The sequence below is a fragment of the Imtechella halotolerans genome (assembly GCF_028743515.2).
Lineage (GTDB): Bacteria > Bacteroidota > Bacteroidia > Flavobacteriales > Flavobacteriaceae > Imtechella > Imtechella halotolerans.
In genome coordinates this window covers 2369863-2396834 of sequence record NZ_CP117969.2, presented here as the reverse complement: position 1 = coordinate 2396834, position 26972 = coordinate 2369863, and the positions used below count along the sequence as shown (strand labels likewise).

Sequence of the window (26972 nt, the reverse complement as noted above, 5' to 3'; positions counted from 1 at the left end):
AATGATTCAGTTAGAAGAAAAAATATATTTATATGCATTAGCCGCAATACCTGTGGTTGTAATGCTTTTTATTTTAATGAAATTATGGCAGCGTCGTGCTAGGAAAAAATTTGGAAAGGCTTCTGTGTTTAAACACCTAAGTCCTGCTAAATCTCGATTTAAGCCTTTTTTAAAATTAGTTGTACGGTGTTTGGTTATTACTAGTTTGGCCATAGCGTTAGCCAACCCTAAAGTCGGCACCAAAATGGAAACCGTGAAAAGAGAAGGTGTGGATATTGTATTTGCTATTGATGTATCTAAGAGTATGCTCGCTGAGGATATTACACCTAATCGGCTTGAAAAGGCAAAGCGACTTGTATCGGAGTTGTTAAATAAATTAGCTGGGGATCGAGTGGGTATTATAGCGTATGCTGGGCAAGCGTATCCACAACTTCCAATTACAACGGATTATGCGGCAGCAAAGATGTTTTTACAACAGATGAATACTGATATGCTTTCGTCTCAAGGAACTGCAATTGACCAGGCTATTAGGTTGGCAACTAGCTATTTTGACGATGAAGAGCAAACTAACAGGATATTGTTTATTCTATCCGATGGTGAAGACCATGCAGAGGGTGCTTCCATTGCCGCTACAGAAGCAGTTAATAAAGGGATACTGATTTATACCGTTGGTTTAGGAACGTCTAAAGGATCACCTATACCTGAACGTATAAGGGGAGTAATCGACACCTATAAAAAGGATAATACTGGAGAAGTAGTTATAACCAAACTTGATGAGAATCTTTTAAAAGACATTGCTCAAAATGGTAAGGGCGACTATATTAATGGATTTGATACTGAGGAAGTTGTTTCTTTTGTTGAAGAGGTACTAACCAATATGGAGAAGAAGGAATTTGAAACAAAACAGTTTGTTGATTTTAAGGATCAATTTCAGTGGTTTTTAGGAGCTGCAATAGCCTTATTGTTTTTAGATATCTTTTTATTAGAGCGTAAAACAGCCTGGGTACAAAGATTGAATTTGTTTAATGAAAGAAATAAAAAGGAATAATATGAGGTATAATGTAGTAGTGCTGTATCTCCTTTTTACTTGTACAATATGGAGTCAGAACTCTGAAAAGGAGCAGCGTAAATCAGTAAAAATGTCACAGAACTTTACGCATCAAGCCAACCAAGAATGGAAAGAAAATCAGTTTAAAGATGCGGAGGCCACCTATCGAAAAGCAATTGCAAAAAACGATAGTAATGCTGTGGCTAAATATAATTTAGGGACGGCTTATTATAAACAGAATAGCTTTAGTGAAGCATTCAGTCGTTTTAAACAAGCGGGGAATACAGCACAAACAAAAGAAGAGAAACACAAGGCCTACCATAATTTGGGTAATGTGTTTATGAAGAATAAAGAATATGAGAAAGCTGTTGAGACTTATAAAGAAGCTCTCCGAAATGATCCTACAGATGAAGAAACGCGATATAATCTTGCATTAGCAAAAGAAATGCTTAAAAAGGATCAGCAAGAAAATAAGGATCAAAAAGATAATAAGGATCAAAAAGAAGAAAATAAGGACGATAATAAGAATCAGGATAATAAGGAAGAAGGAGATAAGGACAAGGATGAAAAGGGGGAAAATCAAGATGACCCCAAAGATCCAAATAAAAATGGGGAAGATAATAAAAATCCTAAGGAAGGTGAAGGCGATAAAAAGGATCAAGGTAATGAAGGAGATAAGAAAGATGAAAAATCTAAAGAAGGAGAAGGACAGAAACCACGACCTAGCCAATTATCTGCGCAGCAAATAAAGAATTTATTGGAAGCGATGAGTAATGAAGATAAAAAGGTTCAAGAAAAGATCAATGCAAAAAAAGTAAAAGGAACCCCAGTGAAAACCGAAAAAGATTGGTAGTTTTAACAATGAAGAAGAATTGTGTATGTTTAAAATAGCCCCTTTACATAGTGTTATACGATTGTTTTTTCTAATGTTATCTTTTACTGTAATGGCTCAGGGTGATGTACTCTTTGAAGCCAAAGTAAGTAAAAATAAATTAGGAGTGAATGAGCGTTTGAGGATTGATTTTATAATGAATCAAGATGGTGATAATTTCTTGCCTCCAAAATTCGAAGGTTTTAGAGTAGTTATGGGGCCTAATCAATCAGTAAGTCAGCAATGGGTAAATGGAAAAAGAACCTTCTCAAAAACCTATTCCTATTTTTTACAACCTACAGCCAAAGGAAAATTCGTGATTCGGCAGGCAACTATAGATATTGATGGAACTATATATAAAACCACTCCTATTGCCATTGAAGTTACAGCTGCAGTTGACAAGCCATCGGATGAGAAAACCGCTGATGATATCGCAGATGAAAGTTTGCACTTGGTAGCAGAGGTAAGCAATGCCTCTCCATACTTAAATGAAGCAATAAGTGTAGTTTATAAGCTCTTTATTAGTCCTACTATTAGTATCAGTGATATAAGACATATTGATAAACCTACTTATGTTAATTTTTGGAATCAGGATATCCCTGTCCAAAGATTGCAGGCCGAAAATGGATCATTTAATGGAAAACCTTATCGGTATGTAGTGCTAAAAAGGATGGTTTTGTATCCTCAGAAAACTGGAAAACTTACAATTGAGCCATTATCTATAGGGGTGTTTGTAGATGTGCCAACTAATAGAGTTGATTTTTTTGGACAAAGAATTTATACTCAAGTAGAAAAGGTTGTTTCGGCAGGTAGTAGGACAATTCAAGTAAAGGAATTACCTCAAGAAGGCAAACCATCAAACTTTACTGGAGCAGTGGGAAACTTTGATTTTAAAGTTACAACTACTCGGACAGATCTAAAGGCTTCTGAATCCCTTCAGGCTAAGGTAGAGGTCAGTGGTAATGGAAACTTAAAACTTTTTGAGTTGCCTAAATTGCAGTTGCCCACATCTTTGGAAGTATATGATCCTGAGTTTAAGGAAAGTATTAATACTACTTTGGTAGGCATGCAAGGCCGTGTAAGTGATAACTATACAGTAGTTCCGCAGAATAGAGGTAAATATCCTATTCCTTCAATTTCATTTTCTTATTTCAACCCTCAAACTCGTAAATACCATACAGTTCAGTCAGACGAGATTGTACTTAATGTATATGAAGGACCTGAAGCTATTACCACCACTCCTTCAACCACTACAGGAGGAGTAAAGCAATCAGTTTTAGGAGGCGAAAATCAATTTAGATTTTTAAAATTAAAGCCGGGATTAATACCTGTTTCTTCATATACTTTTTTTGGAACCATGGAATTTTATATGTGGTGGTTGTTACCAATATTGTTTATTCCATTTGTCATGCTCGTATGGAAGAAAAAACAGGCTATAGATAGTGACGTGCAGGGAAATAAGATAAGGGCTGCTAGTAAATTGGCAAAAAAATACTTAGGTGCTGCCAAAAAGAAATTGGGTCATAAGGAGACGTTTTATGAAGCACTAGAACGTGCACTACATAATTACTTAAAGGCTAGATTACATATAGAAACATCAGAGTTTAGTAAAGAAAAGATAATTGCTTTATTACAAGAGAAGGGTGTAAAAGTTGACAATGTGAATGAGTTTACCTCATTGTTAGCAAGCTGTGAGCAGGCTAGGTATGCACCAGCTTCACAAACCGCCATGGAGCATGATTATGAGCGAGCAGTAGATGTGATTTCACTCATAGATAAACAATTGTAATGCACTCAGATGAATTATTTTAATATGAAGCAAATGAAACAATGGATATTTAGCATTCTGTTTTTACTGATATCTTATTCAGGAACTGGTCAGAATACTACCCACTTTGACCAGGCTACCATTGCTTATAATAATGGTGATTATGAAAAAGCAATAGATGGATATATGGCTATTTTGAAAAGTGGTGAACACTCGGTATCAGTTTATTTTAATTTAGCTAATGCACATTATAAGTTAAGTAATATAGCTGAAAGTGTGTATTATTATGAAAAGGCACTGCAACTAGCACCAAATGATTCAGATGTTTTGAATAATTTAGCTTTTGCACGTCAAATGACTGTTGATGCCATAGAACCACTTCCTGAAACTGGAATTGGAAAAATTAAAAATCAAGTCATTCAATTATTTTCTCTTGACGGGTGGGCCTATTTAATAATTTTGGCCATGATGCTAGCTATAATATCTTTTTTAGGTTATTATTTTTCAATAACTGTAATTTGGAAGAGAACCTTCTTTTCATTTAGTATGAGTTTTTTAGGGATTTCAATGCTAAGTATGTTGACGGCTGTAATGCTTCAATCTCAAAGGAATTCAACTATAGAAGCGATTGTTTTTGATAAGGAGATTCATGTAAAAGTTGAGCCTAATGATAGAAGTGAAGAGGCCTTTATTCTTCATGAGGGAACAAAAGTCAGGATTCTTGATTCGTTACAGGATTGGAAAAAAATTGAGTTGTTGGATGGTAAACAAGGCTGGACATCTGCATCTTTTCTAAGGGAATTATAATCTCGTATTATTGATTTATTAGCAGGATTTTTTAATTTTTGTCTTACTTTTGCAACATTCTGTTATTAAAAGTATGAGAGAGAATCATGTCGCTATATTCTTTATACTAATATTCTCAGTCTTTATTATCACGCCGACGATAGTAAAGATGGTTGAAATGCAGACAGAACTTTCGTATTTTTATAGTCTCGCTGAAGAAGAAAACTCAACAAAAAGTAATTCAGGAAAAAGCGCAGAACCAATTTTTACTATTCATAATTTATTTTATAAATCTTCTTTATTGAAGATTGAGGAATTACCTCAGGATTATTATTACCTCTTTAATGAATACGGGTTTAGCTACCGTAATTCGAACTTCCGACCTCCGGAGGCCTAATTAGCCTTGCTTATAGCAAAATAATTCTGTTATCCTTAGCATTGCCATTTATGTTGGCAATTGCTAGTATTACCTTAATTCTAAATTTTAAAAATTAGTTATGAAATCAACATTTTATCAGTCGTTACTTGAAAATAATAAAAATTGGGTAGAAAACAAATTAAAGCTTGACCCTGAGTTTTTTAATAAATTAGCTGATGGTCAGCAACCTCCATTATTATGGATAGGCTGCGCAGACAGTCGTGTTCCTGCTAATGAGATTATAGGAGCTCAACCAGGTGAAGTTTTTGTACACCGTAACATTGCTAATATGGTGGTGCATTCGGATATGAATATGCTTAGTGTTTTGGATTACGCAGTTAATGCGCTTAAGGTCAAGCATGTCATTGTATGCGGACATTATGGTTGTGGTGGTGTAAAAGCTGCCATGGGGAATAATTCGATTGGCCTTATAGACAATTGGATTAGACATATTAAAGATTCATATCGTTTTCACAAAGAAGAACTTGATTCTATCGGAGATGAAAAGAAGCGTTTCGATCGCTTTGTGGAACTAAATGTTAAAGAGCAAGTATTTGATCTTGCAAAAACCTCAATTGTACAAAATGCATGGAGAAATAATCAAGAACTTTCATTACACGGATGGGTATATGGTGTAGGTTCTGGAATTGTAAAAGATCTTGAGGTTAACATCAGCAGCAATCAGCAATTAGATGAAGTATATCAGCTAGATTTCTAATTTTTTATTAGAGAAACCAAACAACAACAAACCAACAACAGTGATAGCCTGCCGGTACACCGGTAGGTTATCATTAACCAAACCAAACTTCAATATGAAAAACATTTTTTCTAATCTTAAAGGCGACCTTTTTGGAGGTATTACAGCCGGCATAGTGGCCCTTCCCCTTGCGTTAGCTTTCGGGGTTCAATCGGGCTTGGGTGCAGCTGCTGGATTGTATGGGGCCATTTTTATTGGGATGTTAGCTGCTATTTTTGGAGGTACTGCTTCGCAAATTAGTGGGCCAACTGCTCCAATGACAGTTATAAGTACAGTACTTGTTGCAGAAATTGTCCGAATGAATAATGGCGAGTTGGATAAAGCACTTCCAACAATACTTTTTGTTTTCTTATTGGCTGGAATTTTTCAAGTATTGTTAGGAATTCTTAAGGTAGGTTCTTATATCAAATATATTCCATACCCTGTTGTTTCGGGTTTTATGACTGGGATAGGTGTTATCATCTTAATAACTCAGATTTTCCCAACATTCGGTTATAATCCAACCCTAGATTCTCAATTACTTGCCAAATATAAACCGCTTGCCGAGGAGTCTTTACTTAATAAAATATTAGCGGATGAAGCTTCGGAAGGTATTTTGGTTATTGAAGATTTTGAGGAAACTATAGCTCGAGCTTCAAATATATCAGAAGCAGAGGTGCTTAAGGAAAGTAAGACACTTATTTCTACTGAAACAGGTGGTGTGGTAGGATCAATTAAGTATGCGAGCAATGCTTTGAGGAATATTAATTGGTTAGAATTTTTATTAACCCTAGGGACGGTATTTATTATTTATGGGTTTAAGCGAATTACAAAATTGATACCTAGTACATTAGTGGCGTTGGTTGTTATAACAGGACTTGTTCAGATATTAGGGTGGAATGCACTTACAATAGCAGATAAAAGTCCTATTCCGTCAGGTTTTCCTCTGCCTAAACTAAGTATATTCTACGGTGTTGATTTAGGGCTTGTAATGCCTTATATAGTTACGGCCATAACTTTGGCTGGCCTTGGCGCTATTGATTCCTTGTTGACGTCGGTGGTTGCAGATAATATTACGAAAACGAAACATAATAGTAATAGGGAGCTTGTAGGACAAGGTATTGGAAATAGTATTGCAGCACTATTTGGGGGTATACCTGGTGCTGGAGCTACAATCCGTACAGTCGTTAATATTCAATCTGGAGGGAAAACTAGATTATCTGGTGTTGTTCATGGATTATTATTGCTAATGGTGTTGTTAATTTTAGGCCCAATCGCTTCAAAAATTCCATTAAGCGTGCTAGCTGGAATTTTGATAACCGTAGGTATTGGAGTAATGGATTATCGTGGTTTAAAGGCATTAGGAAAAATGCCAAAATCAGATGCAATTGTTATAATTGTAGTATTGCTACTTACTGTATTTCTTGATCTTATCACAGCGGTTGCAGTTGGTCTTATATTAGCTTCTATAATTTTTATGAAGAAAATGAGTGATGTAACAGCTCGTCAATCATCTATTAAGACATTGGGTAATATACCAAGGGAAGATATCTGGAAAGATGAAATTGATTTTCCTAATAACTTAAAAGAAGAAGTATATATTAAACATATTGATGGACCTTTATTTTTTGGATATACTGCAGATTTCTCTATTCTAGCACAACAAATCCCTGAGACTGCTACACATGTAGTAATACGGATGGATAAAGTACCTTATATGGATCAGTCGGGCTTATATGCTTTTGAAGAAAGCATATTGCAATTACAGCAAAAGAATATTGAAGTCTTACTTGTTGGAGTTCAAGAGCAGCCTCTATTCCGTTTGCAAACAATTAATTTAGTTCCAACGCGTATTCCGGCCCATTTACTTTTTGAAACTTTTGCGGATAGTTTAGGGTATATAAAGGCGTATGTTAAGAACATACATTAATGAGTTGTAGAAGTTTCGGAGTTATCTTCAAGTACCATTGAAAATACCCAAGCACCTAATTCCATAATCGGTTCGTATAGGAGAGAAGCTTCAACTGTTGACTCCGATACGAGCCGTATTTTTTTATTAGTTTGATGAAAAAAGACCATAAATGCACTAAAAACGACGACTACCTTCAAAGCGCCAAAAAGGCCACCTAATAAACGATTTATTAAGCCTAAAGAGGCGAAGTCTACTATTTTAGTTATTAGCTTTCCAAGTAGGGTAACAAGCACTATTACGAGGATAAATGTAAGGATAAAGGCAGTTATTTCTATATTTTTTTCATCCCAAGACACGTAATTGTGCATAACTGAACTTATGAAATATGAAAAATGAATAGCTCCATAGATTCCTGCAATCAATGCAAAAAGTGATGCAACTTCCAGGATAAGTCCCTTTATAATTCCGCGTATAAGGCCAATTACAATAAGGCCACCTATAATCAAGTCAATACTATTCATAGTAAGGATTTCAACAAATATAAGTTTTAAAAATGTTTTCTACATTAGGTTCCTTATACAAAAGCTATCTTTGTGACCTTTAAAAAGTGGATTATGGCTAGAGATGAGCAATTAAAGGAAAAATGGGAGTACCTAGTTAAATTTCTTTCAGATAAGTTTGCGGATGGAGAGTTATTAGACTTGGATGCTATCATCTACCTTATTGGAATTCAGGAATTAGGACAGCTTCACAGAAAGTTTAAAAAGGATGAGAAGTTAAATCTAATGCATATTGCTATTTGTAAGCTTCTAGAACCATATGGATACTACGAATTTGATTTTGTAGACGAAGATGGTTGGCCACACTATATTATGAAAGAACAACTCCCTGCTTTAAAAGCGGGTGAGCAATCTGTATTAATGAAGGAAGCTATAGTGTTGTATTTTGAACAGAAAGAGTTCTTTAACTAAACATCTTTTAAAACCTGCTAATTATCATATTTTATCCTAAAGGGTGTTTGTAATTTTAACTATTAAATTACGAAACCTATGCTTACAGATATTGAAATTGCACAGAAGGCGACCATGCGCCACATTAATGAAATTGCCGCCACTTTGGGGGTTAGCTCTGATGAACTAGAGCATTATGGCAAGTATAAGGCCAAACTTCCACTCTCGCTTATAGACCTGTCTCAAGTGGCTGAAAACAAACTTATTCTTGTTACTGCAGTAACTCCTACACCAGCTGGTGAGGGTAAGACCACCATCTCTGTGGGACTTACAGATGGGCTTAATTACATTGGGAAAAGAGCAACGGCTGTTTTGCGGGAACCTTCTTTGGGACCTGTTTTTGGAATGAAAGGAGGGGCAGCTGGAGGTGGATATTCACAAGTTGTTCCAATGGAGGATATTAATTTACATTTTACTGGTGACTTTTCTGCTATTGAGAAAGCAAACAATCTACTTTCAGCGGCCATTGACAACAATTTGCAAAGTAAAACTCGAAATTTAGGCCTTGATCCTCGTACCATTGTGTGGAAACGGGTAATGGATATGAATGATCGTGCTTTGCGACATGTTGTTGTTGGCTTAGGTGGAACAACACACGGGATTCCTAGGGAAGAAGGGTTTAATATTACACCTGCTTCTGAGATTATGGCAATCCTTTGTATGGCTACCGATTTGGAGGATTTGAAAAAACGCTTAGGTAATATTTATATAGGAAATACTTTCAGAGGAGAACCTATTTTTGCTAGAGATCTCCATATCGTTGGAGCTATGGCAATTCTTTTAAAAGATGCCATACAACCAAATTTGGTACAAACACTTGAAGGTAATCCTGCCATTTTACATGGTGGACCTTTCGCTAGTATCGCACAAGGAACCAACTCCATCATTGCTACTCGAATGGGCTTATCTCTTAGTGACTATGTAGTTACTGAGGCTGGATTTGGAGCTGATTTAGGCGCAGAAAAGTTCTTTGATATCAAGTGTGCTGCATCTGGACTTAAACCGGATGGAGTGGTGATGGTAGTAACAATACGTGCTTTAAGACATCACGGTGGAGCTTTAAAAGAGGACTATGGTAAGCCATCAATTGATTTAGTTAAAAAGGGATTGGTTAATCTTGAAAAGCACCTACAAAATATGCGTCTTTTTGGCATGAATACTGTTGTAGCAATCAATTACTTTCCTGGGGATTCTGATGAAGAGATTGAATTGGTTAAAGAACTGAGTGCTAATTATAATACCCCTGCTATTGTAGCAAGAGGTTTTGCCCAAGGAGGGAAGGGTATGGCTGAATTAGCCTATGCCGTTGCTGATATGGTTGAAAATCGACCATCTCATTTTCATACTCTATATACGAATAACTTATCAGTTCAGGAAAAGATAGAGACCATTGCTACTAAAATTTATGGTGCTAATGGTGTCACATACGCCGCGAAGGCTCAACAACAATTGAAACAACTTGTAAAGCTTGGATTTGAACATTTTCCCGTGTGTATGGCTAAGACACCTAAAAGTTTTTCTGATAATGAACATAAAATAGGTAGACCAACTGACTTTACTATTCATGTTCGTGAATTTGAATGGGCTTCAGGAGCAGGATTTGTGATTCCGATTTTGGGTGATATTATGAGGATGCCAGGTCTTCCATCTGTTCCTGCAGCTGAAGGTATGGATATAAGTAATGATGGTATTATTACAGGTTTAAGCTAATTATATGCATTTCAATTAAAATAGTCTGTTGTAGATATTCATCTATTTTACAACAGACTATTTTATTTAATATACCTTTTGGCAAAGAAATAATGGCTATTAAAGAAATACTCTTATTGAATACAGGTTTAAAAAAACAAAAATCCCTAAATTTGCCCCTCAAAATACTGCAACGATGTTAGATAAGATTAAGGAACAGATTGCTGAAGTAGAAAGGTTTGAAGCGGCCACCCCAGAGGCTTTGGAAGCTTTCAGGATTAAATATCTTGGAAGAAATGGATTGCTAAACGATTTTTTTGCAGCGTTTAAGAGCGTTCCTAATGATCAGAAGAAAGTTTTTGGTCAAACAATCAATGAGTTAAAGAATAAGGCTGAAGAGAAAGTCAATTCTCTTCGTGAGGCATTGGAGAATGGTGTTGAACAACTTGGGGTATATGGAGATTTAACCAGGCCTGCTGAACCTGTTCAGTTAGGATCTCGTCATCCTATATCATTAGTTAAAAACCAGATTATTGATATCTTTTCTAGTATTGGATTTAATGTGTCTGAAGGACCAGAAATTGAAGATGATTGGCACAATTTTACAGCATTAAATCTTCCGGAATATCACCCTGCTCGTGATATGCAGGATACATTCTTTATTCAAACAAATCCCGATATTCTTTTACGTACGCATACCAGTAGCGTTCAAGTACGTTATATGGAAGGAAATCAACCTCCTATTCGTACGATATCACCAGGTAGAGTATTTCGTAACGAAGCAGTTTCATCACGTTCACATTGTATTTTTCATCAGGTTGAGGGATTATATATCGACAAAGATGTTTCTTTTGCGGACTTAAAGCAAACACTTCTTTATTTTACTAAAGAAATGTTTGGGAAATCGAAAATCCGATTAAGACCATCATATTTTCCATTTACTGAACCTAGTGCAGAAGTTGATATTTATTGGGGATTGAATAATGAAATAGATTATCGTATAACAAAGGGTACTGGATGGTTAGAGATTATGGGGTGCGGAATGGTCGATCCTAATGTTTTAAAGAATTGTGGGATTGATCCTGAGGTAAATACTGGTTTTGCTTTTGGAATGGGAATAGAGCGTATTGCTATGTTATTACACCAAATAGGTGATATTCGACTGTTCTATGAGAATGACGTTCGTTTTCTTGAGCAATTCAAATCTACTATCTAAAAGACGTTTTTGTGAAAAAGGATATTGATATTCCCAAAACGGAAGGAATTGCGATTGCAGTCGTAAGAGAATGGAATGAAGAATTTTTATCGCAAGATTGGAACGCATATATACTTAATCAGCGAACGGATCTTATTGAAATGGTGTTAGTTGTAACTAAAGGGTATGACGTGGAACTTAAAACATCTACAATGCGTCATGCTATTAAGGAAATTCTCCCAAATAGTTATGCTAAGATTGAATTAATGCAAGAGGATGTACTTGAGCTAAACAATGAATTTTATGTAACTTTTTTTGCAGAAGGAAAGCTATTTGAGAAAAAGTTTGTGTTTAGAAAAAATACCATTAATGATAGGGCATTGCAAGATATCCCTTTCATGGATGCTCGAGGGGTGTTAATGAAATAGTTTTAAATAAAAATTAAATATACCAAGCTATTTATTTCTAATTTACAGTCAAAACAGAACCATCTATTCGCGAGAGAGTAAAATGAGCATAGATTAAAGGATATTACTTTACATACTTTTTATTTATTGAATCCAAATGTGAAGTGGTTTCAAAAAAAATTACTTATTGAAATCATAAGATATTGGAATGTAAACTATAGACCAAAATATCATTGCTGGTCATCTATCAGAATAAACAGTGGATATTCCTACTGTTTACCTCACGTAAAACACAAATTTGCTAGAAATGAAATCCTTTTACATCCACTGTTTGAATCTTTTTAAAAAACATTGGGAGTAAAGTGGTGTTGTAGCATCGAATTGTCCATCTTTTAAATTTAAATTTTAGAAATTTAGGATAAAGGCATCAAAACAATCCAACAATACTTCGGGGGAGTGCACAAATGAGAGCTTATTTTAAGGCTTTTATAACATAATAAGATGTTATTTTTTGTACTTTCGTTCGCGAAATGAGTAAGTTTGTCGCAATAGTGTTCTCACAACTTATTATGGTCCAAAGTTTTAACGCAGATATGGATAATGTGTTGCGTTTTAGTAATTTTTTGGAGCATGCTCGTTTTCATGCTGATAGTCATGGTGATTCTTTTTTTGGTTTTATAGAGAAGCACTATGGAGGTCAAAAAGAATTACATTTTCAAGAACATATAGAAGAACATGAAAAGCATGAAAAGCTTCCATTTAAGGAACACCACCATTCATGCTTACAGATGGCAGTTTCCTTTGTTTTAAACACTGCTGTAGAGATGCCTTTGATAGAGCCATTTTTAGAAATCCCACTTAACTTTTATTATAAAGAACCTATTTCTTTATTTGAAAAAAGTAGTGTTTTTCAGCCACCTAAGCAAGCATAATTTCATATAAAATTAGAGAAAGTTTCCTTTTTTGGAAACTTGTTATTAATTTCATACATATGATTTATGTTAACATCTATTATACAATTCAGTCTTAAAAATAAGTTTATTGTACTTCTTTTTACGACTTTTATTATTGGATTTGGGTTCTATTCACTTACTCAAATCCCTCTTGGTGCCGTTCCGGACATCACGAATAATCAGGTGCAGGTTATAACAACCTCACACAATCTTTCTACACAAGATATAGAACAATTTGTAACTTATCCTATAGAGTTAGAAATGGCTAATTTACCAGGCGTTAAAGAAATACGTTCTGTTTCTAAATTTGGTCTGTCAGTGGTGACCATCGTGTTTGAAGATAAAATGGGTACCTATTTACCACGACAACTTATTTCTGAAAAAATAAAGGCGGCATCTGAAAAGATTCCTGAAGGTTTTGGAACTCCAGAAATGGGACCGATAACCACTGGGCTTGGCGAAATTTATCAATATATACTTGATGTTAAACCTGCCTTTTCACACCGTTATACGCCAATGGATTTGCGAACTATTCAAGACTGGATAGTGAGAAGAGAACTTTCTGGAATTCCAGGGGTTGTGGAAATTAATACTTGGGGAGGGCACTTAAAGCAGTATGAGGTGGCTTTAAACCCAGAGCAACTCACAGCTATGAATGTTTCTATTAGCTCCATTTTTGAGGCATTGGAAAAAAATAATAGTGTTGCTGGAGGTGGATATATTGAAAAAGAAAGTCAAGCCTTTTTTATCAGAGGTGAGGGTCTTATTGGTTCACTAGAGGATATAGAAAACATTATAGTTAAAACAGAAAATGGTCTTCCTGTTTATATTAAAGATGTGGCTAAGGTGAAGTTTGGAAAGGCTACTCGATTTGGCGCTATCACAGGTAATGGTGAAGGAGAGAAAGTTTTAGGTCAAATTATGATGATCAAAGACGGTAATTCAAAAAAAACGATTGATGCGGTAAAAGAGCGTGTAGCAAAAATTGAGAAAACCTTACCCGAGGGGGTGTATATAAATCCTTTCCTAGAGCGAAGTGAATTAATTGGGAAGACAACTTTTACTATTACTGAGAATTTGGTTTTAGGATGTCTTATTGTAATTTTTGTAGTAGTCTTACTCTTGGGTAATATGCGTTCAGGGCTTGTCGTAGCTTCGGTAATTCCTTTAAGTTTGTTATTTGCATTGTCATGTATGTACATTTTTGGTGTAGATGCGAATTTGATGAGTTTAGGAGCTATTGATTTTGGGATTATTATTGATGGAGCCGTCATTATAGTTGAGTTTATTGCGTACCAAATTTCTGCAAAAAGTGAAAAGGTTGCTTTGTTGCCCAAACATGAGAGGAAAGCTTATATTGATTCTCTCACACTTAAAGGAGCGTCAAAAATGATGAATTCGGCTGTATTTGGTCAACTTATTATTATTATTGTATTTATACCAATCCTTTCACTAACTGGTGTGGAAGGAAAAATGTTTACACCTATGGCCCTAACCTTCAGTTTTGCATTAATAGGTGCAATGTTACTTTGCTTTACGTATGTTCCGGTAGCATCTTCTTTGGTTTTGAAGCCTGAAAAACTATCTGAAAGAAATGTATCGGTTCGAATAATGCGATTCGTTGAGAGATGGTATATGCCAACAATTAAATGGGCATTAAGAAAGAAAAAAGTAGTATTAGGTATAGCAAGTCTTTTACTTGTAGGATCAATTGGATTGTTTGCGAGAATGGGAGGAGAGTTTGTCCCAACCTTAGATGAAGGAGACTTTGTCATTCAACCTGTTTTAAAAACAGGGACTTCATTGGAAAAGACAGTAGAAATTACTACTAAGATTGAACAAATCCTATTGGATAATTTCCCTGAAGTGGAGCAGGTGGTAACTCGAATTGGTGCTGCTGAGGTACCCACAGACCCTATGAGTATGGAAGAGAGTGATGTGATAATAAAGTTGAGGCCACGTAAAGAATGGGTTTCTGCAAACAGCAAAGACGAATTAGCAGACAAATTTAAGGAAGCCTTATCAATCATTCCTGGGATGGAGGTTGAATTTACCCAACCTATAGAAATGAGATTTAACGAATTGATAACTGGAGTAAGAGCTGATGTTGCGATTAAAATTTTTGGAGAAGATCTCTCTATTTTGAGTAAAAAAGCCAATGAGGTAAAATCATTGATTGAAAATGTAGAAGGAGCATCCGATATAGTTGTTGAAAAGGTAGAAGGGCTTCCCCAAATGAGTGTAGTGTATGATCGAAGTAAAATTGCAAGGTATGGGCTTAATATTGCAGATCTGAACGCTATTGTTTCTGCTGGTTTTGCTGGTACTTCAGTTGGAAGTATTTTTGAGGGAGAGAAGCGATTTGATATGGTTGTAAGACTTGATAATACCCAGCGGAAGAGCATTTCTGATCTCGAGAATTTATATGTTGATACCCCTCAAGGTTTAAAAGTACCTTTACGTGAATTGGCGTATATATCCTATTCCAAGGGACCTGCAAAAATTGCTCGTGATGATACTAAACGAAGAATTGTAGTAGGTATTAATGTGCGTAATAGAGATTTGCAATCAGTAGTTGATGATGTTCAAAATATAATTAATGAAAAATTGCAATTGCCAGCAGGTTATACTATTACCTATGGAGGTCAATTTGAAAATCTTCAAAGTGCAAAGAATAGATTACTCATAGCAGTGCCAATAGCTCTATTGTTAATTTTCGTACTACTTTATTTTGCTTTTAAGTCTGTAAAAGAAGCTCTTATGGTATATTCTGCGATTCCACTAGCTGCAGTAGGTGGTATCCTTTTTCTATGGTTAAGAGATATGCCTTTTAGTATTTCTGCAGGAGTAGGGTTTATTGCTCTTTTCGGAATAGCCGTTTTAAATGGAATTGTTTTGATTGAACATTTTAAGGAATTAAAAGCTCATGGGATGGTTAATATTCATCAGCGTGTCCTTGTTGGAACCCGCGAACGTTTACGTCCGGTTTTGCTGACAGCAGCGGCAGCGGCCTTAGGGTTTTTACCAATGGCTATTTCCGTAAATGCTGGAGCAGAAGTACAGAGGCCACTTGCAACAGTTGTTGTAGGAGGGTTAATTACAGCTACCTTACTTACTTTAATTGTATTGCCAGTATTGTATGCTATTTTTGATGGAGAAGAGATTCGTGTTAAACGGAGGAAGAATAGGAAACTTCCTGTTTTGCCAATGGTGTTGATTTTTGGGTTCGGAATAACATCATTATCTGCTCAAGAAAAACCATTGCAACTTGAAATGCTAATGAAAATGGCTATGGAAAATAATTCTGACTTGAATGCGGCACAATTGGAACAAAAGGCGGCCAAAACTAATATTACAAATGCGTTTTCATTTGATAAAACAACCTTGTATTACGGATATGATGAAAATGATGTAGCTTATAATAATAAGCCAAATTATAAGTTCGGTATACAACAGGATTTTTCTTTCCCTACTGTATATTTTGCAGCTAAGAAAGTGGCTAAAATGCAGTATTCTATGGCAACAGCTATGGCTGAAATTCGTAGAAGCCAATTACAAAAAGCAGTGCTTGCATCCTATTATGAATATTTATACAGGCAGCATCAAGCAGGTGTATATAGAAAGCTAGATAGTTTGTATCAGAATTTTGCTTATAACGCTCAACGGCGTTTCGAGTTGGGAGAAACCAACTACCTAGAAAAGATCACAGCTTCTTCCAAGCAGAGACAGATGCAAACCTTATTGAATCAATCTTTACAAGACGTACAATATTCTATTGAGAATTTAAAGCGTTGGGTTCAAACGGATACTTTACCTGAAATTCAGATAATTCCCTTAACTAAATTAACTCTGGAGGATTCTACAATGGTTAAAAATGCAGGACTTACATTAGCAGCCGCCAATGAATCATATTTTAAAGCTCAAAGCAGTTTAGAGAAACATAAGTTACTTCCTGATTTGAGTTTAGAATATTTTCAGGGAACTAACAGTGCTCTTAATCAATCACTCATTGGGTATCAGTTAGGTGTGAAAATTCCATTATTTTTCCAAGGTAATGCTTCGCGAATTAAGGCATCTAGAATAGCTTATGAAACAGCGGTTCAAAAGTCTAAAGACTATGTTATTAGGCTTCAAACTCACAAACAACAATTGATTGCAGAACTTAAAAAATATGGGGAAGCACTTACCTATTATGAAAAAGAAGGTACTCAGTTGGCTAAAGAAATTTTGAACACAGCGCAAGCTAGTTATAGATCAGGGGAAATTGATTTCTTTCAATATCTTACTAGTATTGAAAATGCTTCTGAAATTGAGCTTGAATATCTTACCAATCTTAATCTGTACAATCAAACGGTTATTGAAATAAACAATTTAACACTTTAATATCGATGAATAAAAAATTCTATTATATATGCTTATCCTTTTTCATTTTGGCATGTGGTCAAACTAAGAAGGAGGTTGTTTCAGAGGAAGTTACTAGTGCTGAGGAAACATTAATAATTGTTAGCAATGATCAATTTAGTCTAGGACAAATGGAGGTTGGAACTTTGCAGGAGGCTATATTTCCAAAGAAAATTGCTGCCAATGGATATTTGGACGTTCCCCCTCAAAATAGGGCCTCCATTCGTACTTTCATGGGGGGGTATATTAAGAACAGTCCATTGCTCGTAGGTGATAAGGTACGAAAAGGTCAAATGGTAGTTACTCTCGAAAATACAGAATTTGTAACCTTGCAACAAGAGTATATGGAAATAACTGAGGAATTGACATTTCTTAAATCTGAATTCGAGAGACAGCGTGCACTAATTGCCGAAAATATTACTTCCCAAAAGAATTTTTTGAAAGCGGAAAGTGATTATAAGAAGGCTATAGCACTACAGCAAGGTTTGTCTAAAAAGTTAGAATTACTCTCCATTAATCCTTCCACAGTTGCTCAAGGTAATTTTACTTCGTTGATCTCTTTAAGGTCTCCTATCGAAGGAAATGTTACTAGTGTTTCAGTATCTAATGGAACTTATGTTTCGCCTTCTGATGAAATTATGGAATTAATGGATGTCTCCCATATGCATGTGGAATTGCAAGTTTTTGAGAAAGATATATTGCAATTAAAAAAAGGACAGCATATTTCATTTAGGGTTCCTGAAGCAGGCAATGAAATGTACGACGCTGATGTCTACCTCGTAGGAACGTCCGTTGATGGAAAAACACGTACTATTACGATCCATGGTCATTTAAGAGAAGAAGATAAAGTACATTTTGCCGCAGGAATGTTTGTTGAAGCCGAGGTGTTCATTTCAGAGCGAAAAGCTTTGGCATTACCTGCGTCTGCAGTAATTGATGTTGATGGTATTCATTGGGTTTTAGTTCAAAAGGAGCAGTCTTCGAAGGGTTATAGTTTTGAAAAAATGGAAGTTCAAGTTGGAGAACGTACTGAAAATTGGGTAGAAATAACTTCTTCCATACCCGAAGGAACTATTTTTCTTAGAGTTGGAGCGAATGAAATGATTTCAGGAGATGATACAGGTGGACATGACCACTAAAATAATGTAAAAAAAGAGAGCCATATGGCTCTCTTTTTATTAAAATTGATATTGTAGGAATGCCGTTATATTTCTCCCAGGATCTGTAATAGGTACTCTACTAAAATCTGCTTGATTAGTAAAGGAGAAGTTAAGGTGGTTGTTATAGGTGGTGTCAAACGTATTTAGAACTGCTGCTCCTAAAGTTATGTTTTTCAAAGGTTTAATTCCAAATTTCATGTCCATGGTTTGATACCCTTTGGTTGATATTTCACCAAAACTTTGAGCAATTTTAGGCTGTTTTGAAACAAGGTTCCATTGGATATTCGCCCACCATTTTTCTTTTTCTACTCCAAAGAATAGTTTTGTAGTGAGTGGAGGAGTTAATGGTAAAGATTCGTGTAAATCTTTGTTTCTAGAATATACATAGGCCATTTCTAGCTTCATACTAATATCATTAGTAAATCCGATTTCTCCCATTATTTCAAAACCAGTTTTAAAGGCTTTATTCAAGTTTTGAAATACTTTTGGATGGATTGGAGGCGAAGAAGGATTATATTTTCGTGTTTTAGTTTCATCAATGATAGCTACAATATAATTTTCGAAATGTGAATAGTAAACAGCTGTAGAAAAACCTAATCGGTTGATTATTCCTTCTAGAGGTTGCCAACCTTTTAGCCCAATTTCCCATTGATTGTTTATCTCAGCTTTTAAGTCAGGGTTTCCAATATATTCGTAAGGATCTTGACCAACGTTGAAATGACTTATAAATCGTTCTACCATATTTGCAGATCGGACACCCCTTCCATAGGCAGTTTCAAATGATAATTTATCATTTATAAGATGTTTCAAAGAGACGGTACCGCTTAGGTTGTTTTCAGTTCTTTTATCAAGATTGTATAGTGCTTCAAAGGCTGGATCTGGATCTGTTGCTTCTGAAGTGATTATATCTAATCGAATACCTGCAGATAGAATTGTTTTGTGGTTAATAGCCCACTTTGCTTCTGAAAATAATCCCCAATCATGAATATAGGCGTCCTGCCATATTTTGTCTTCAAATTCCATTGGATTTGGTAGTTGGGTTCCATTCATCATTTTTACAGTGCGATTTCGGTTTCCATCTCTTCCGATGAGTAATGCATCAACACCACTGTACATTGTAATTGATTTTACCGGTATCCAGGTAAGTTCAAATTTACCTCCAATAGTTGTTGCTTCAACCGCTGAAATAGATTCTGTCATTTTAGCCATTGGACGGTCTAGGTTATGCATCAGGTGATCAACATAACTGTAATATACTTTAGCTGTAAATGCTTGAATGGAATTGCTTATAGCATTCCATTTATAATCTAAAGAAAGAATGCTGCTGTCATCATAATCAGTGTCCATAGCTAATCCGGCATGTAGAACGTCTCTTCCAAATGATTGTCTCCAATGTGTTTGTATCCGCTGATTTTCTGTAAGGTTGTAGCCAAAACGAATACTGTAATCAGTACTCCTAAAAGATGATGGTATTTCTGTGCCGTTCCCATCCTTGTAGTTTCCGTAATCACGATATCCTAATGAACCAGAAATATCATAATTATTTGTAACTTGTTCTAATCGAAGTAATGAGACAAAAGAATTTCCATTATGTTCATATCCACCTGATATACTTCCATGAAGTTTATTATCTGTGGCATCAGGTCTATGGGTAACCATATTAATTATTCCTGCAAATGTGGCGCCATATCGGACAGAAAATGGGCCTTTTATGATTTCTATTTTAGAAATTTCTTCAGGAATGATATGGGTGGTAATGGGATCCATGCGGTTTGGACATGCGTGCATAGCTTTTGTTCCACCATCATATTGTACGTTTAGTTGTTCATATTGGGAAGCTCTAAATGATGGATCTAATGCATAATTACCTCTTTTGATAATTGAGAATCCGTTTATGTCATTAAATAAGTCGGTTACATTTTTAGGTTGCACAATTTGTTTGCTGTAATTTCGAGACACCAATGTTAGTACAGGATCAGTTTTTATATTTCCTACTACAATTACTTCGTCTAGTTTTATTGATTTTTTATAAGTAGTGTCGATTACAATAGTGGTATTTTCCTGAGAATAGGAATTATAAATGAATAGCATACATAGTAGTATGCGTAACGAATATTTCATTACATTATTAGTTTAAATTAAACAATAAATATGTGTGTCGGTTACAAAATGCAACCAATAGTAGTATTATGTTATGTATGATTTAAACTAAATTTTTGGAGGATGGAAACAATTGTTTATCGCAGCGAAAGTGTACAAATTACTGTACTTAATCGATGTTTTTGGATCGATGGATGAGTTATGAAAATAAAATTCTGGAATAGACTCTACAAAGAGTTGAATCTCTTTATAATGAATACTTTTTGCTGGCTCTTTGGAATTGTTAGTGGATGATTCTGCTACTTTTTTTAATTCGCATTTTCCTTCGCATTCTAATTCAGGCGTGTCTTTATTTTCACATAGTAATGCAATAAAACCATCAGGATCTAATTCATAGTATAAATAAGTGACAGGCATGCGTAGCGCATTAAATAACATACATACAGTTAACCCAATTGCTATATGGAAGATACCTAATTTCACGAATACAAATTTAGTGGTCCTCTAAAGGAGATTAGATGATAAATATCATTATCTCGTAATAAAAGATAAAAAACTCCCTTTTTACGGGGAGTTTATATATAGATTCCCAATCCAGGGAAGATGAAAAACGGTGATTACATTTTTTGCAACCAATAGCGCATATCAACCTCTTGCAGGATAATCTCGCGCAAGTCGGTAATGTTCACACGTTTTTGTACCATAGTGTCTCTATGTCTAATAGTGACTTTATTATCTTCTTTTGTTTGGTGATCCACAGTAATACAGAATGGAGTCCCAGCAGCGTCCTGTCTTCTATATCGTCTTCCTACTGCATCCTTTTCATCGTAAGTAACATTGAAGTCCCATTTAAGTTCATCGATTATTGAACGAGCTATCTCTGGTAAGCCATCCTTTTTAATAAGTGGCAAAACGGCAGCTTTTGTAGGAGCTAGTACAGCGGGCAGACGCAATACGGTTCTCGTTGATCCGTCTTCTAGAATCTCCTCTGTTAATGAGTTTGAGAAAGTAGCCAAAAACATACGATCTAGTCCAATTGAGGTCTCGAGTACATATGGGATGTAACTTTTATTTTCTTCGGGATCAAAATATTGAAGTTTTTTTCCTGAAAATTTTTCATGATTACCCAAATCGAAATCTGTGCGTGAATGGATTCCCTCTAATTCTTTAAAACCGAAAGGGAATTTAAATTCAATGTCACATGCGGCATCCGCATAATGAGCCAGTTTCTCATGGTCGTGAAAACGATAATTGTTTTCACCCATTCCCAAAGATAAATGCCACTTTAGTCGTGTTTCTTTCCAGTGTTCATACCATTCTTTTTGAGTTCCTGGTTTGATAAAGAACTGCATCTCCATTTGTTCAAATTCTCGCATTCGAAAAATGAATTGACGAGCTACGATTTCATTCCTAAAGGCCTTACCTGTTTGTGCAATCCCAAAAGGAATTTTCATACGACCCGTTTTCTGAACATTAAGGAAGTTAACAAAGATTCCTTGTGCTGTTTCAGGGCGAAGATATAAGTCCATAGCTGTTTCCGCAGTAGCTCCCAGTTTTGTTCCAAACATTAGGTTAAACTGTTTTACATCAGTCCAGTTTTTGGATCCAGTATCAGGATCAGCAATTTCCAGTTCTTCAATTAGTGCTTTTACATCCATAAGGTTTTCCTCCTCTAGAGATTTACCTAATCTTTTTAAAATGGATGTAGCTTTGTCTTGATATTCAAGAACTTTAGTATTGGTTTCTAAAAATTGTTCTTTGTTAAATGCTTCACCAAAGCGTTTGGCTGCTTTTTCAACTTCTTTTTCGATTTTAGCTTCAATTTTGGCTACATAGTCTTCAACCAATACATCAGCTCGGTATCTTTTTTTTGAGTCTTTGTTGTCAATTAATGGATCATTGAATGCATCTACGTGGCCAGAAGCCTTCCAGGTGGTAGGATGCATAAAAATAGCAGCGTCAATTCCTACGATGTTTTCGTGCATTTGCACCATTGCTTTCCACCAATATTCTCGGATATTTTTCTTTAACTCAGCTCCGTTTTGTCCATAATCATAAACAGCGCTTAATCCATCATAAATCTCACTAGATTGGAAAATATATCCATATTCTTTAGCGTGAGCTATTACTTTTTTGAAATGTTCGTCTTGATTTGCCATAGCGCAAAAATACTGCTATTTTTTAATATCTGAGGGGTAAAATTATTCTAATGTAAACTGTGAAGTGCTTACCATTTTTCCTTGGTAGAATAAATGTATTTTATAGGTGCCAGGTAGTGCTTTTTCGCTTAAATGCAGGGCTTCACATAATGAAAGTGTGCCAACTTGATATTCAAATTGAACAATATCACTATAAACAATACTAGTATGTTGATAGGTGATTTCCTCTTGGGCTCCCATAATGATTCCTTTAGGATTTATAATCTGGATGTATACCAAATGTTCTGGAATTGGATTTCTAGTATTGCCTGAAATACTAAAACAATAACGTAATTTATTTGTGCGAGCAGCTCTGTTGGTTTCTAAAAGGTTTCCATTTAGTCGAACCTTATAAGGAGTTACAGTTGGATTGCTAAAGCTTAACGACACGGTATCTGTAATTCTTTTCGTTGAATTTTGAAGTCCTTCTACTTGCCTAACAAGACGAAGATTATTGATATCAGAAGGGGAGTACAGGAATTGATTTGAAATACGTAATGAATCACTAAGTTTTTCCAATCGCACCTTGTGATCACGAAATACCGCAAACCGATTTCTATATTTTATCAATAAACTAGGATCAATATGAATGTTGTTAAGTGAGTCTATTAATAACTCAACCTGAGAGGAGAGTGTAATCCATTGGGCCGTATATGGTGAATTGTCTCCATGGTGTGCCTCTATTGCTTTTTGTAAGGTTAACAATTCTTGCTTTAAAAACTCCTTTTCAGATTCAAAGAATTGTGTATGGTTAGCATTCTCTTTGTAATTGAAATATGAAAAAGTAATAATAATTGCCGAAATAACCACTAGGATTCCTATTAGTAGTTTGCTTTCTCTGAATTGGGACGAAATCATATCGGGCATTGTGAAAATCGTGCTAAATATACTAAAAGATATTCTAAAATTCTTCTTTCTTAAAAAATGGTTGATCAGTAATTTACGGCTTCAGATTTAGTTTTTCATTATACTGAATGTGTAATTTGGTTATATGAAAATTGATATCGGTTTGACATTGGAAGGTTATGGGGTAGGTTCATTGGATATAATAATTGTTTTTGGGCCAAATCTTTTCCCTTTTAGATTGTTGGACTATTTATAGGTTATTAATAAAGAACTAATTGTTAAAATTATGTTTGATAGTAGACTTTTTTCAAAGTTCTATTCCCAAATTTTGGAATGCTAATTGATTTCATCATTACTTAAAAAAGTAGTTAATTTGCATAAATACATACGCATGAAAAAAATCATTACGGTTGTATGCATGTGGGTAGTAATTATTGCACTCACAACTAATTGCGCCAAAAGAGGAACCCCAACAGGAGGAGCTAAGGATACTATTCCTCCTGTGCTTTTAGATGCAAATCCTAAACAAGGGACAACAAATTTTAAAAACAAGAGTATTCGTTTAACATTTGACGAATTCGTCAAACTTAAGGATATTCAAAAACAGCTAATTGTTTCTCCTCCACTCACCTTATTTCCTGATATTGTTCCACAGGGCGTTCCTTCCAAATATTTTGATATAAAAATTTCTGATACATTAAAAGAAAATACGACCTATGTTTTTAATTTTGGCCAAAGTGTAACTGATAATAATGAAGGAAATCCATTGCCTTTTTTCAAGTATGTGTTCTCTACCGGTTCTTATATAGATTCACTTTCAGTGAGAGGAAGGATTTCAGATGCTTTAGAGCAAAAACCTGATAATTTTGTGACTGTTATGCTGTATGAATTGAATGAATCTTATTCTGATTCAGTAGTGTTCAAAGAACGTCCATTATATGTTACTAATACACTTGATAGTCTTAGAGATTTTGAAATTTCCAATGTAAAGGCCGGGAAGTATTTGCTTCGTGCTTTAAAAGATAAAAATTCCAATTATCTCTACGATCAAAAAAGTGATAAAATTGCTTTTTGGGAAGAACCAATCTCGGTTCCTTCAGATTCAGTTTATGAATTAAAATTGTTTAAGGAAATTAATAATTATAAGGCTATTCGTCCTTCTCAAGTTGCCTCTAATCGTATACAATTTGGATATGAGGGGACTCTTGCAGGGATTGAAATTAACCCAATTTCTCCATTACCACCGGATTTTAAGTATGCCATTACTAAAGAACCAAAGAAAGATACATTAAACTTTTGGTATTCCCCTGTGGATGTAGATTCACTATTGTTTACCGTTGGTAAAGAACAAAAGATAGATACTTTTACAGTAAAACTAAAAAAATTAAAGAAAGATTCCTTACAAATTGCTAATACTCAATCTTCTAGTTTATCCTTGAAAATTCCTTTTTCTCTGTCTTCAAATATACCTCTTGTTGCTACTGATATATCTAAAATGAAAATCTTTGATAAAGATACATTAAGCGTGCCTTTTGATGTAACCTTAAAAGATGATAATAGAAAACTTCAGTTCAATTTTAAAGTTGAACCTAGCCAAGTATATCGTTTACAGATGTTGCCTGAGGCATTAACTGATTTTTATGGAGTATCAAGCGATACACTTCAGTACACACTTCGTACTAAAAGTTTGTCTGATTATGGAACTATAAAGCTTAAGTTATCAAATGCAAAGGTATTTCCTATAATTGTTCAAATTACAAATGAAAAAGGAGAAGTACAGGATGAAATTTATGCGGAGTCATTTCAAAGTGAATTTCTCTTCGAGTATCTGGATCCAGCTAAATATTTTATAAGAATTATTGAAGATGTTAATAATAATAGGGTATGGGATACAGGGAATTACTTGGAGAAATTACAGCCAGAAAGGGTTCTGTATTATCCAACGGTGGTGACCGTCCGGGCTAATTGGGTTTATGAAGAAACTTTCACTCTTCAATAGTTATGATTTGATTAGAACAAATTCATCCGAGTCATTATAGAAAGGGAGCTTAATTCTTAATTGGGATAGTGTGTCATAAGTAAGCGTTGCGAGTATTATCTCCTCTCTGTTGCTGAAATTTATCGTATTTCCTAAAGCGTCATAAATTGCGGAATGACCTGGATAAGCATGACCATTGGCGTCTTTCCCCACTCTGTTGGCACCTATGCAGTAGCACATATTTTCAATGGCACGCGCCTTTAGTAATGTATCCCATGCATGTATTCTAGGTGTAGGCCAACTTGCTACGTATATTAGTGCATCATAATTAGACTTGGATTGTCTGGACCATACAGGGAATCTTAGATCGTAACAAATTTGTAGTGATAGTTTCCATTCTTTATAATTTACTATGGTTTGGGAAGAACCTGCTGTGTACATTTTATGTTCACCTGCAATAGAAAATAAATGCCTCTTGTTGTAATGTTTTATTTCCCCATTAGGATAAACAAAAACGAAACGGTTATAATAGTTGGATTGTTCAGAAATAATTAGACTACCACATATAGCAATTTGATTTCTAATAGCCCACTGTTGCATCCAAGATACCGATTGGCCATTCATAGTCTCTGATAGTCTATGTGGATTCATACTGAATCCAGTGGTAAACATTTCAGGTAAAATAACTAAATCGGTTGTTAGAGGTAAGTTTTTAAATTTTTGGTTAAAATGTGCTATATTTTTTTCTGGATTTTCCCAGACGATATCTGACTGTATTATTGCAATTTGAAGTGATGGCTTTAACATGGTTATAAAGAATATACGTAAATGTACTAAAATTTAAAATGATGTATTTTGGATTTCATTGTCTTCGAAAAATACATTATGTTTATATAAAAACTTTTATAGATTATGAGTAAAATAGGATTATTGATTTTTTTGATGTTTATGGGTTCTATTCATATTGTTTGCTCTCAAGACAATAATGCTGAAAAATTTTGGAATATACTTTTAGAGCATTGTGGTATGGCGTATGAAGGTGAGATTGTTGAAGGAGGTAAAGAAGGTGATGGTTTCACAGGTAAGAAACTTTTGATGCATGTTCGAAGTTGTGAAGATAATCGAATACGAATTCCATTTTTTGTGGGTGACGATAAATCTAGAACATGGGTTTTAACCTTAGAGGAGGGACAATTAAAATTAAAACATGATCATAGACTTGTAGATGGAAGTGAAGATGCTATTACTCAATATGGGGGTGTTTCTACAAATTCGGGACATCCTAATTTGCAATTTTTCCCAGCCGATCAGGAAACTGCTAATCTTATAGAGTATGCAGCACACAATGTATGGTGGATAACAATTGATGACAGCAAGTTTACGTATAATTTAAGACGTATTGGTACTGATAGATTGTTTTCAGTTGCTTTTGATTTAACAACTCCTGTTTCTGCGCCTGAAGCGCCCTGGGGTTGGAAGGAATAAAAAATATCCGC

At 35.1% G+C, this 26972-nt stretch carries 22 protein-coding genes; 16 read left to right on the top strand and 6 right to left on the bottom strand.

What is annotated here, in order from left to right:
- Window position 1: 1 nt before the first annotated feature.
- The 7 genes from PT603_RS10775 to PT603_RS10745 all read left to right on the top strand — a co-directional run bounded on the left by PT603_RS10775 (window position 2) and on the right by PT603_RS10745 (window position 7557).
- Complete coding sequence (locus PT603_RS10775; protein WP_008236601.1) at window positions 2-1048, top strand: vWA domain-containing protein; 1047 nt, start codon at window positions 2-4, stop codon at window positions 1046-1048.
- Between the two features lies 1 nt (window position 1049).
- Window positions 1050-1901 (top strand): tetratricopeptide repeat protein, encoded by an 852-nt coding sequence (locus PT603_RS10770; RefSeq protein WP_155805481.1) that lies wholly within the window; start codon window positions 1050-1052, stop codon window positions 1899-1901.
- Between the two features lie 25 nt (window positions 1902-1926).
- Window positions 1927-3708, top strand: a complete 1782-nt coding sequence (locus tag PT603_RS10765) for a BatD family protein (protein WP_008236606.1) — start codon at window positions 1927-1929, stop codon at window positions 3706-3708.
- A 33-nt stretch (window positions 3709-3741) separates the two neighbouring features.
- A complete protein-coding gene (locus PT603_RS10760; protein ID WP_040488546.1) occupies window positions 3742-4494 on the top strand; it encodes a tetratricopeptide repeat protein in 753 nt (250 codons plus the stop codon).
- Window positions 4495-4567: 73 nt separating this feature from the next.
- Window positions 4568-4870: a hypothetical protein gene (locus PT603_RS10755; RefSeq protein WP_155805483.1), complete on the top strand. Its 303-nt coding sequence runs from the start codon at window positions 4568-4570 to the stop codon at window positions 4868-4870.
- A 100-nt stretch (window positions 4871-4970) separates the two neighbouring features.
- Complete coding sequence (can, locus tag PT603_RS10750) at window positions 4971-5609, top strand: carbonate dehydratase (RefSeq protein ID WP_008236613.1); 639 nt, start codon at window positions 4971-4973, stop codon at window positions 5607-5609.
- 94 nt (window positions 5610-5703) lie between these two features.
- The gene (locus PT603_RS10745; protein WP_008236614.1) at window positions 5704-7557 is read left to right on the top strand and encodes a SulP family inorganic anion transporter; all 1854 of its coding nucleotides are present in this window, start codon (window positions 5704-5706) and stop codon (window positions 7555-7557) included.
- Here the strand turns inward: PT603_RS10745 and PT603_RS10740 are convergent.
- Window positions 7554-8060 (bottom strand): CvpA family protein, encoded by a 507-nt coding sequence (locus PT603_RS10740; RefSeq protein WP_008236615.1) that lies wholly within the window; start codon window positions 8058-8060, stop codon window positions 7554-7556. The two genes, PT603_RS10745 and PT603_RS10740, sit on opposite strands and share 4 nt — an antisense overlap.
- Before the next feature lie 93 nt (window positions 8061-8153).
- Here PT603_RS10740 and PT603_RS10735 point away from each other — a divergent pair, with 93 nt between their 5' ends.
- From PT603_RS10735 to PT603_RS10705, 7 genes are all read left to right on the top strand, one after another.
- Window positions 8154-8510: a hypothetical protein gene (locus PT603_RS10735; protein ID WP_008236617.1), complete on the top strand. Its 357-nt coding sequence runs from the start codon at window positions 8154-8156 to the stop codon at window positions 8508-8510.
- 78 nt (window positions 8511-8588) lie between these two features.
- A complete protein-coding gene (locus tag PT603_RS10730; RefSeq protein WP_008236619.1) occupies window positions 8589-10259 on the top strand; it encodes a formate--tetrahydrofolate ligase in 1671 nt (556 codons plus the stop codon).
- Between the two features lie 175 nt (window positions 10260-10434).
- Window positions 10435-11454: a phenylalanine--tRNA ligase subunit alpha gene (gene pheS, locus PT603_RS10725; RefSeq protein WP_008236621.1), complete on the top strand. Its 1020-nt coding sequence runs from the start codon at window positions 10435-10437 to the stop codon at window positions 11452-11454.
- A gap of 11 nt (window positions 11455-11465) precedes the next feature.
- Window positions 11466-11861, top strand: a complete 396-nt coding sequence (locus tag PT603_RS10720) for a hypothetical protein (protein WP_008236623.1) — start codon at window positions 11466-11468, stop codon at window positions 11859-11861.
- A 509-nt stretch (window positions 11862-12370) separates the two neighbouring features.
- Window positions 12371-12772, top strand: coding sequence for a hypothetical protein (locus tag PT603_RS10715; RefSeq protein WP_040488501.1), 402 nt, complete (start codon window positions 12371-12373; stop codon window positions 12770-12772).
- Window positions 12773-12838: 66 nt separating this feature from the next.
- Window positions 12839-17176 (top strand): CusA/CzcA family heavy metal efflux RND transporter, encoded by a 4338-nt coding sequence (locus PT603_RS10710; RefSeq protein WP_008236627.1) that lies wholly within the window; start codon window positions 12839-12841, stop codon window positions 17174-17176.
- Between the two features lie 5 nt (window positions 17177-17181).
- A complete protein-coding gene (locus tag PT603_RS10705) occupies window positions 17182-18333 on the top strand; it encodes an efflux RND transporter periplasmic adaptor subunit (protein WP_008236630.1) in 1152 nt (383 codons plus the stop codon).
- Between the two features lie 39 nt (window positions 18334-18372).
- Here PT603_RS10705 and PT603_RS10700 read toward each other — a convergent pair whose 3' ends face one another.
- The 4 genes from PT603_RS10700 to PT603_RS10685 form a co-directional block, all read right to left on the bottom strand.
- The gene (locus PT603_RS10700; RefSeq protein ID WP_155805485.1) at window positions 18373-20475 is read right to left on the bottom strand and encodes a TonB-dependent receptor domain-containing protein; all 2103 of its coding nucleotides are present in this window, start codon (window positions 20473-20475) and stop codon (window positions 18373-18375) included.
- An 87-nt stretch (window positions 20476-20562) separates the two neighbouring features.
- The gene (locus PT603_RS10695; protein WP_040488502.1) at window positions 20563-20937 is read right to left on the bottom strand and encodes a hypothetical protein; all 375 of its coding nucleotides are present in this window, start codon (window positions 20935-20937) and stop codon (window positions 20563-20565) included.
- A gap of 134 nt (window positions 20938-21071) precedes the next feature.
- Complete coding sequence (locus PT603_RS10690; protein WP_008236634.1) at window positions 21072-22613, bottom strand: glycine--tRNA ligase; 1542 nt, start codon at window positions 22611-22613, stop codon at window positions 21072-21074.
- A gap of 42 nt (window positions 22614-22655) precedes the next feature.
- The gene (locus PT603_RS10685; protein ID WP_008236635.1) at window positions 22656-23510 is read right to left on the bottom strand and encodes a DUF8428 domain-containing protein; all 855 of its coding nucleotides are present in this window, start codon (window positions 23508-23510) and stop codon (window positions 22656-22658) included.
- 379 nt (window positions 23511-23889) lie between these two features.
- Here PT603_RS10685 and PT603_RS10680 point away from each other — a divergent pair, with 379 nt between their 5' ends.
- Window positions 23890-25497: an Ig-like domain-containing domain gene (locus PT603_RS10680; protein ID WP_040488504.1), complete on the top strand. Its 1608-nt coding sequence runs from the start codon at window positions 23890-23892 to the stop codon at window positions 25495-25497.
- On the opposite strand, the gene PT603_RS10675 is transcribed toward PT603_RS10680, so the two are convergent.
- Complete coding sequence (locus PT603_RS10675) at window positions 25498-26283, bottom strand: amidohydrolase (RefSeq protein ID WP_008236637.1); 786 nt, start codon at window positions 26281-26283, stop codon at window positions 25498-25500.
- A gap of 105 nt (window positions 26284-26388) precedes the next feature.
- On the opposite strand from PT603_RS10675, the gene PT603_RS10670 reads away from it, so the two are divergent.
- Window positions 26389-26961 (top strand): hypothetical protein, encoded by a 573-nt coding sequence (locus tag PT603_RS10670; RefSeq protein WP_008236638.1) that lies wholly within the window; start codon window positions 26389-26391, stop codon window positions 26959-26961.
- The last annotated feature ends 11 nt before the right edge of the window (window positions 26962-26972 follow it).

Coding starts and splice junctions, on each gene's coding strand:
- PT603_RS10775 (WP_008236601.1), top strand. CDS start 2: ATGATTCAGTTAGAAGAAAAAATATATTTATATGCATTAGCCGCAATA.
- PT603_RS10770 (WP_155805481.1), top strand. CDS start 1,050: ATGAGGTATAATGTAGTAGTGCTGTATCTCCTTTTTACTTGTACAATA.
- PT603_RS10765 (WP_008236606.1), top strand. CDS start 1,927: ATGTTTAAAATAGCCCCTTTACATAGTGTTATACGATTGTTTTTTCTA.
- PT603_RS10760 (WP_040488546.1), top strand. CDS start 3,742: ATGAAACAATGGATATTTAGCATTCTGTTTTTACTGATATCTTATTCA.
- PT603_RS10755 (WP_155805483.1), top strand. CDS start 4,568: ATGAGAGAGAATCATGTCGCTATATTCTTTATACTAATATTCTCAGTC.
- can (WP_008236613.1), top strand. CDS start 4,971: ATGAAATCAACATTTTATCAGTCGTTACTTGAAAATAATAAAAATTGG.
- PT603_RS10745 (WP_008236614.1), top strand. CDS start 5,704: ATGAAAAACATTTTTTCTAATCTTAAAGGCGACCTTTTTGGAGGTATT.
- PT603_RS10740 (WP_008236615.1), bottom strand. CDS start 8,060: ATGAATAGTATTGACTTGATTATAGGTGGCCTTATTGTAATTGGCCTT.
- PT603_RS10735 (WP_008236617.1), top strand. CDS start 8,154: ATGGCTAGAGATGAGCAATTAAAGGAAAAATGGGAGTACCTAGTTAAA.
- PT603_RS10730 (WP_008236619.1), top strand. CDS start 8,589: ATGCTTACAGATATTGAAATTGCACAGAAGGCGACCATGCGCCACATT.
- pheS (WP_008236621.1), top strand. CDS start 10,435: ATGTTAGATAAGATTAAGGAACAGATTGCTGAAGTAGAAAGGTTTGAA.
- PT603_RS10715 (WP_040488501.1), top strand. CDS start 12,371: ATGAGTAAGTTTGTCGCAATAGTGTTCTCACAACTTATTATGGTCCAA.
- PT603_RS10710 (WP_008236627.1), top strand. CDS start 12,839: ATGTTAACATCTATTATACAATTCAGTCTTAAAAATAAGTTTATTGTA.
- PT603_RS10705 (WP_008236630.1), top strand. CDS start 17,182: ATGAATAAAAAATTCTATTATATATGCTTATCCTTTTTCATTTTGGCA.
- PT603_RS10700 (WP_155805485.1), bottom strand. CDS start 20,475: ATGAAATATTCGTTACGCATACTACTATGTATGCTATTCATTTATAAT.
- PT603_RS10690 (WP_008236634.1), bottom strand. CDS start 22,613: ATGGCAAATCAAGACGAACATTTCAAAAAAGTAATAGCTCACGCTAAA.
- PT603_RS10685 (WP_008236635.1), bottom strand. CDS start 23,510: ATGATTTCGTCCCAATTCAGAGAAAGCAAACTACTAATAGGAATCCTA.
- PT603_RS10680 (WP_040488504.1), top strand. CDS start 23,890: ATGAAAAAAATCATTACGGTTGTATGCATGTGGGTAGTAATTATTGCA.
- PT603_RS10675 (WP_008236637.1), bottom strand. CDS start 26,283: ATGTTAAAGCCATCACTTCAAATTGCAATAATACAGTCAGATATCGTC.
- PT603_RS10670 (WP_008236638.1), top strand. CDS start 26,389: ATGAGTAAAATAGGATTATTGATTTTTTTGATGTTTATGGGTTCTATT.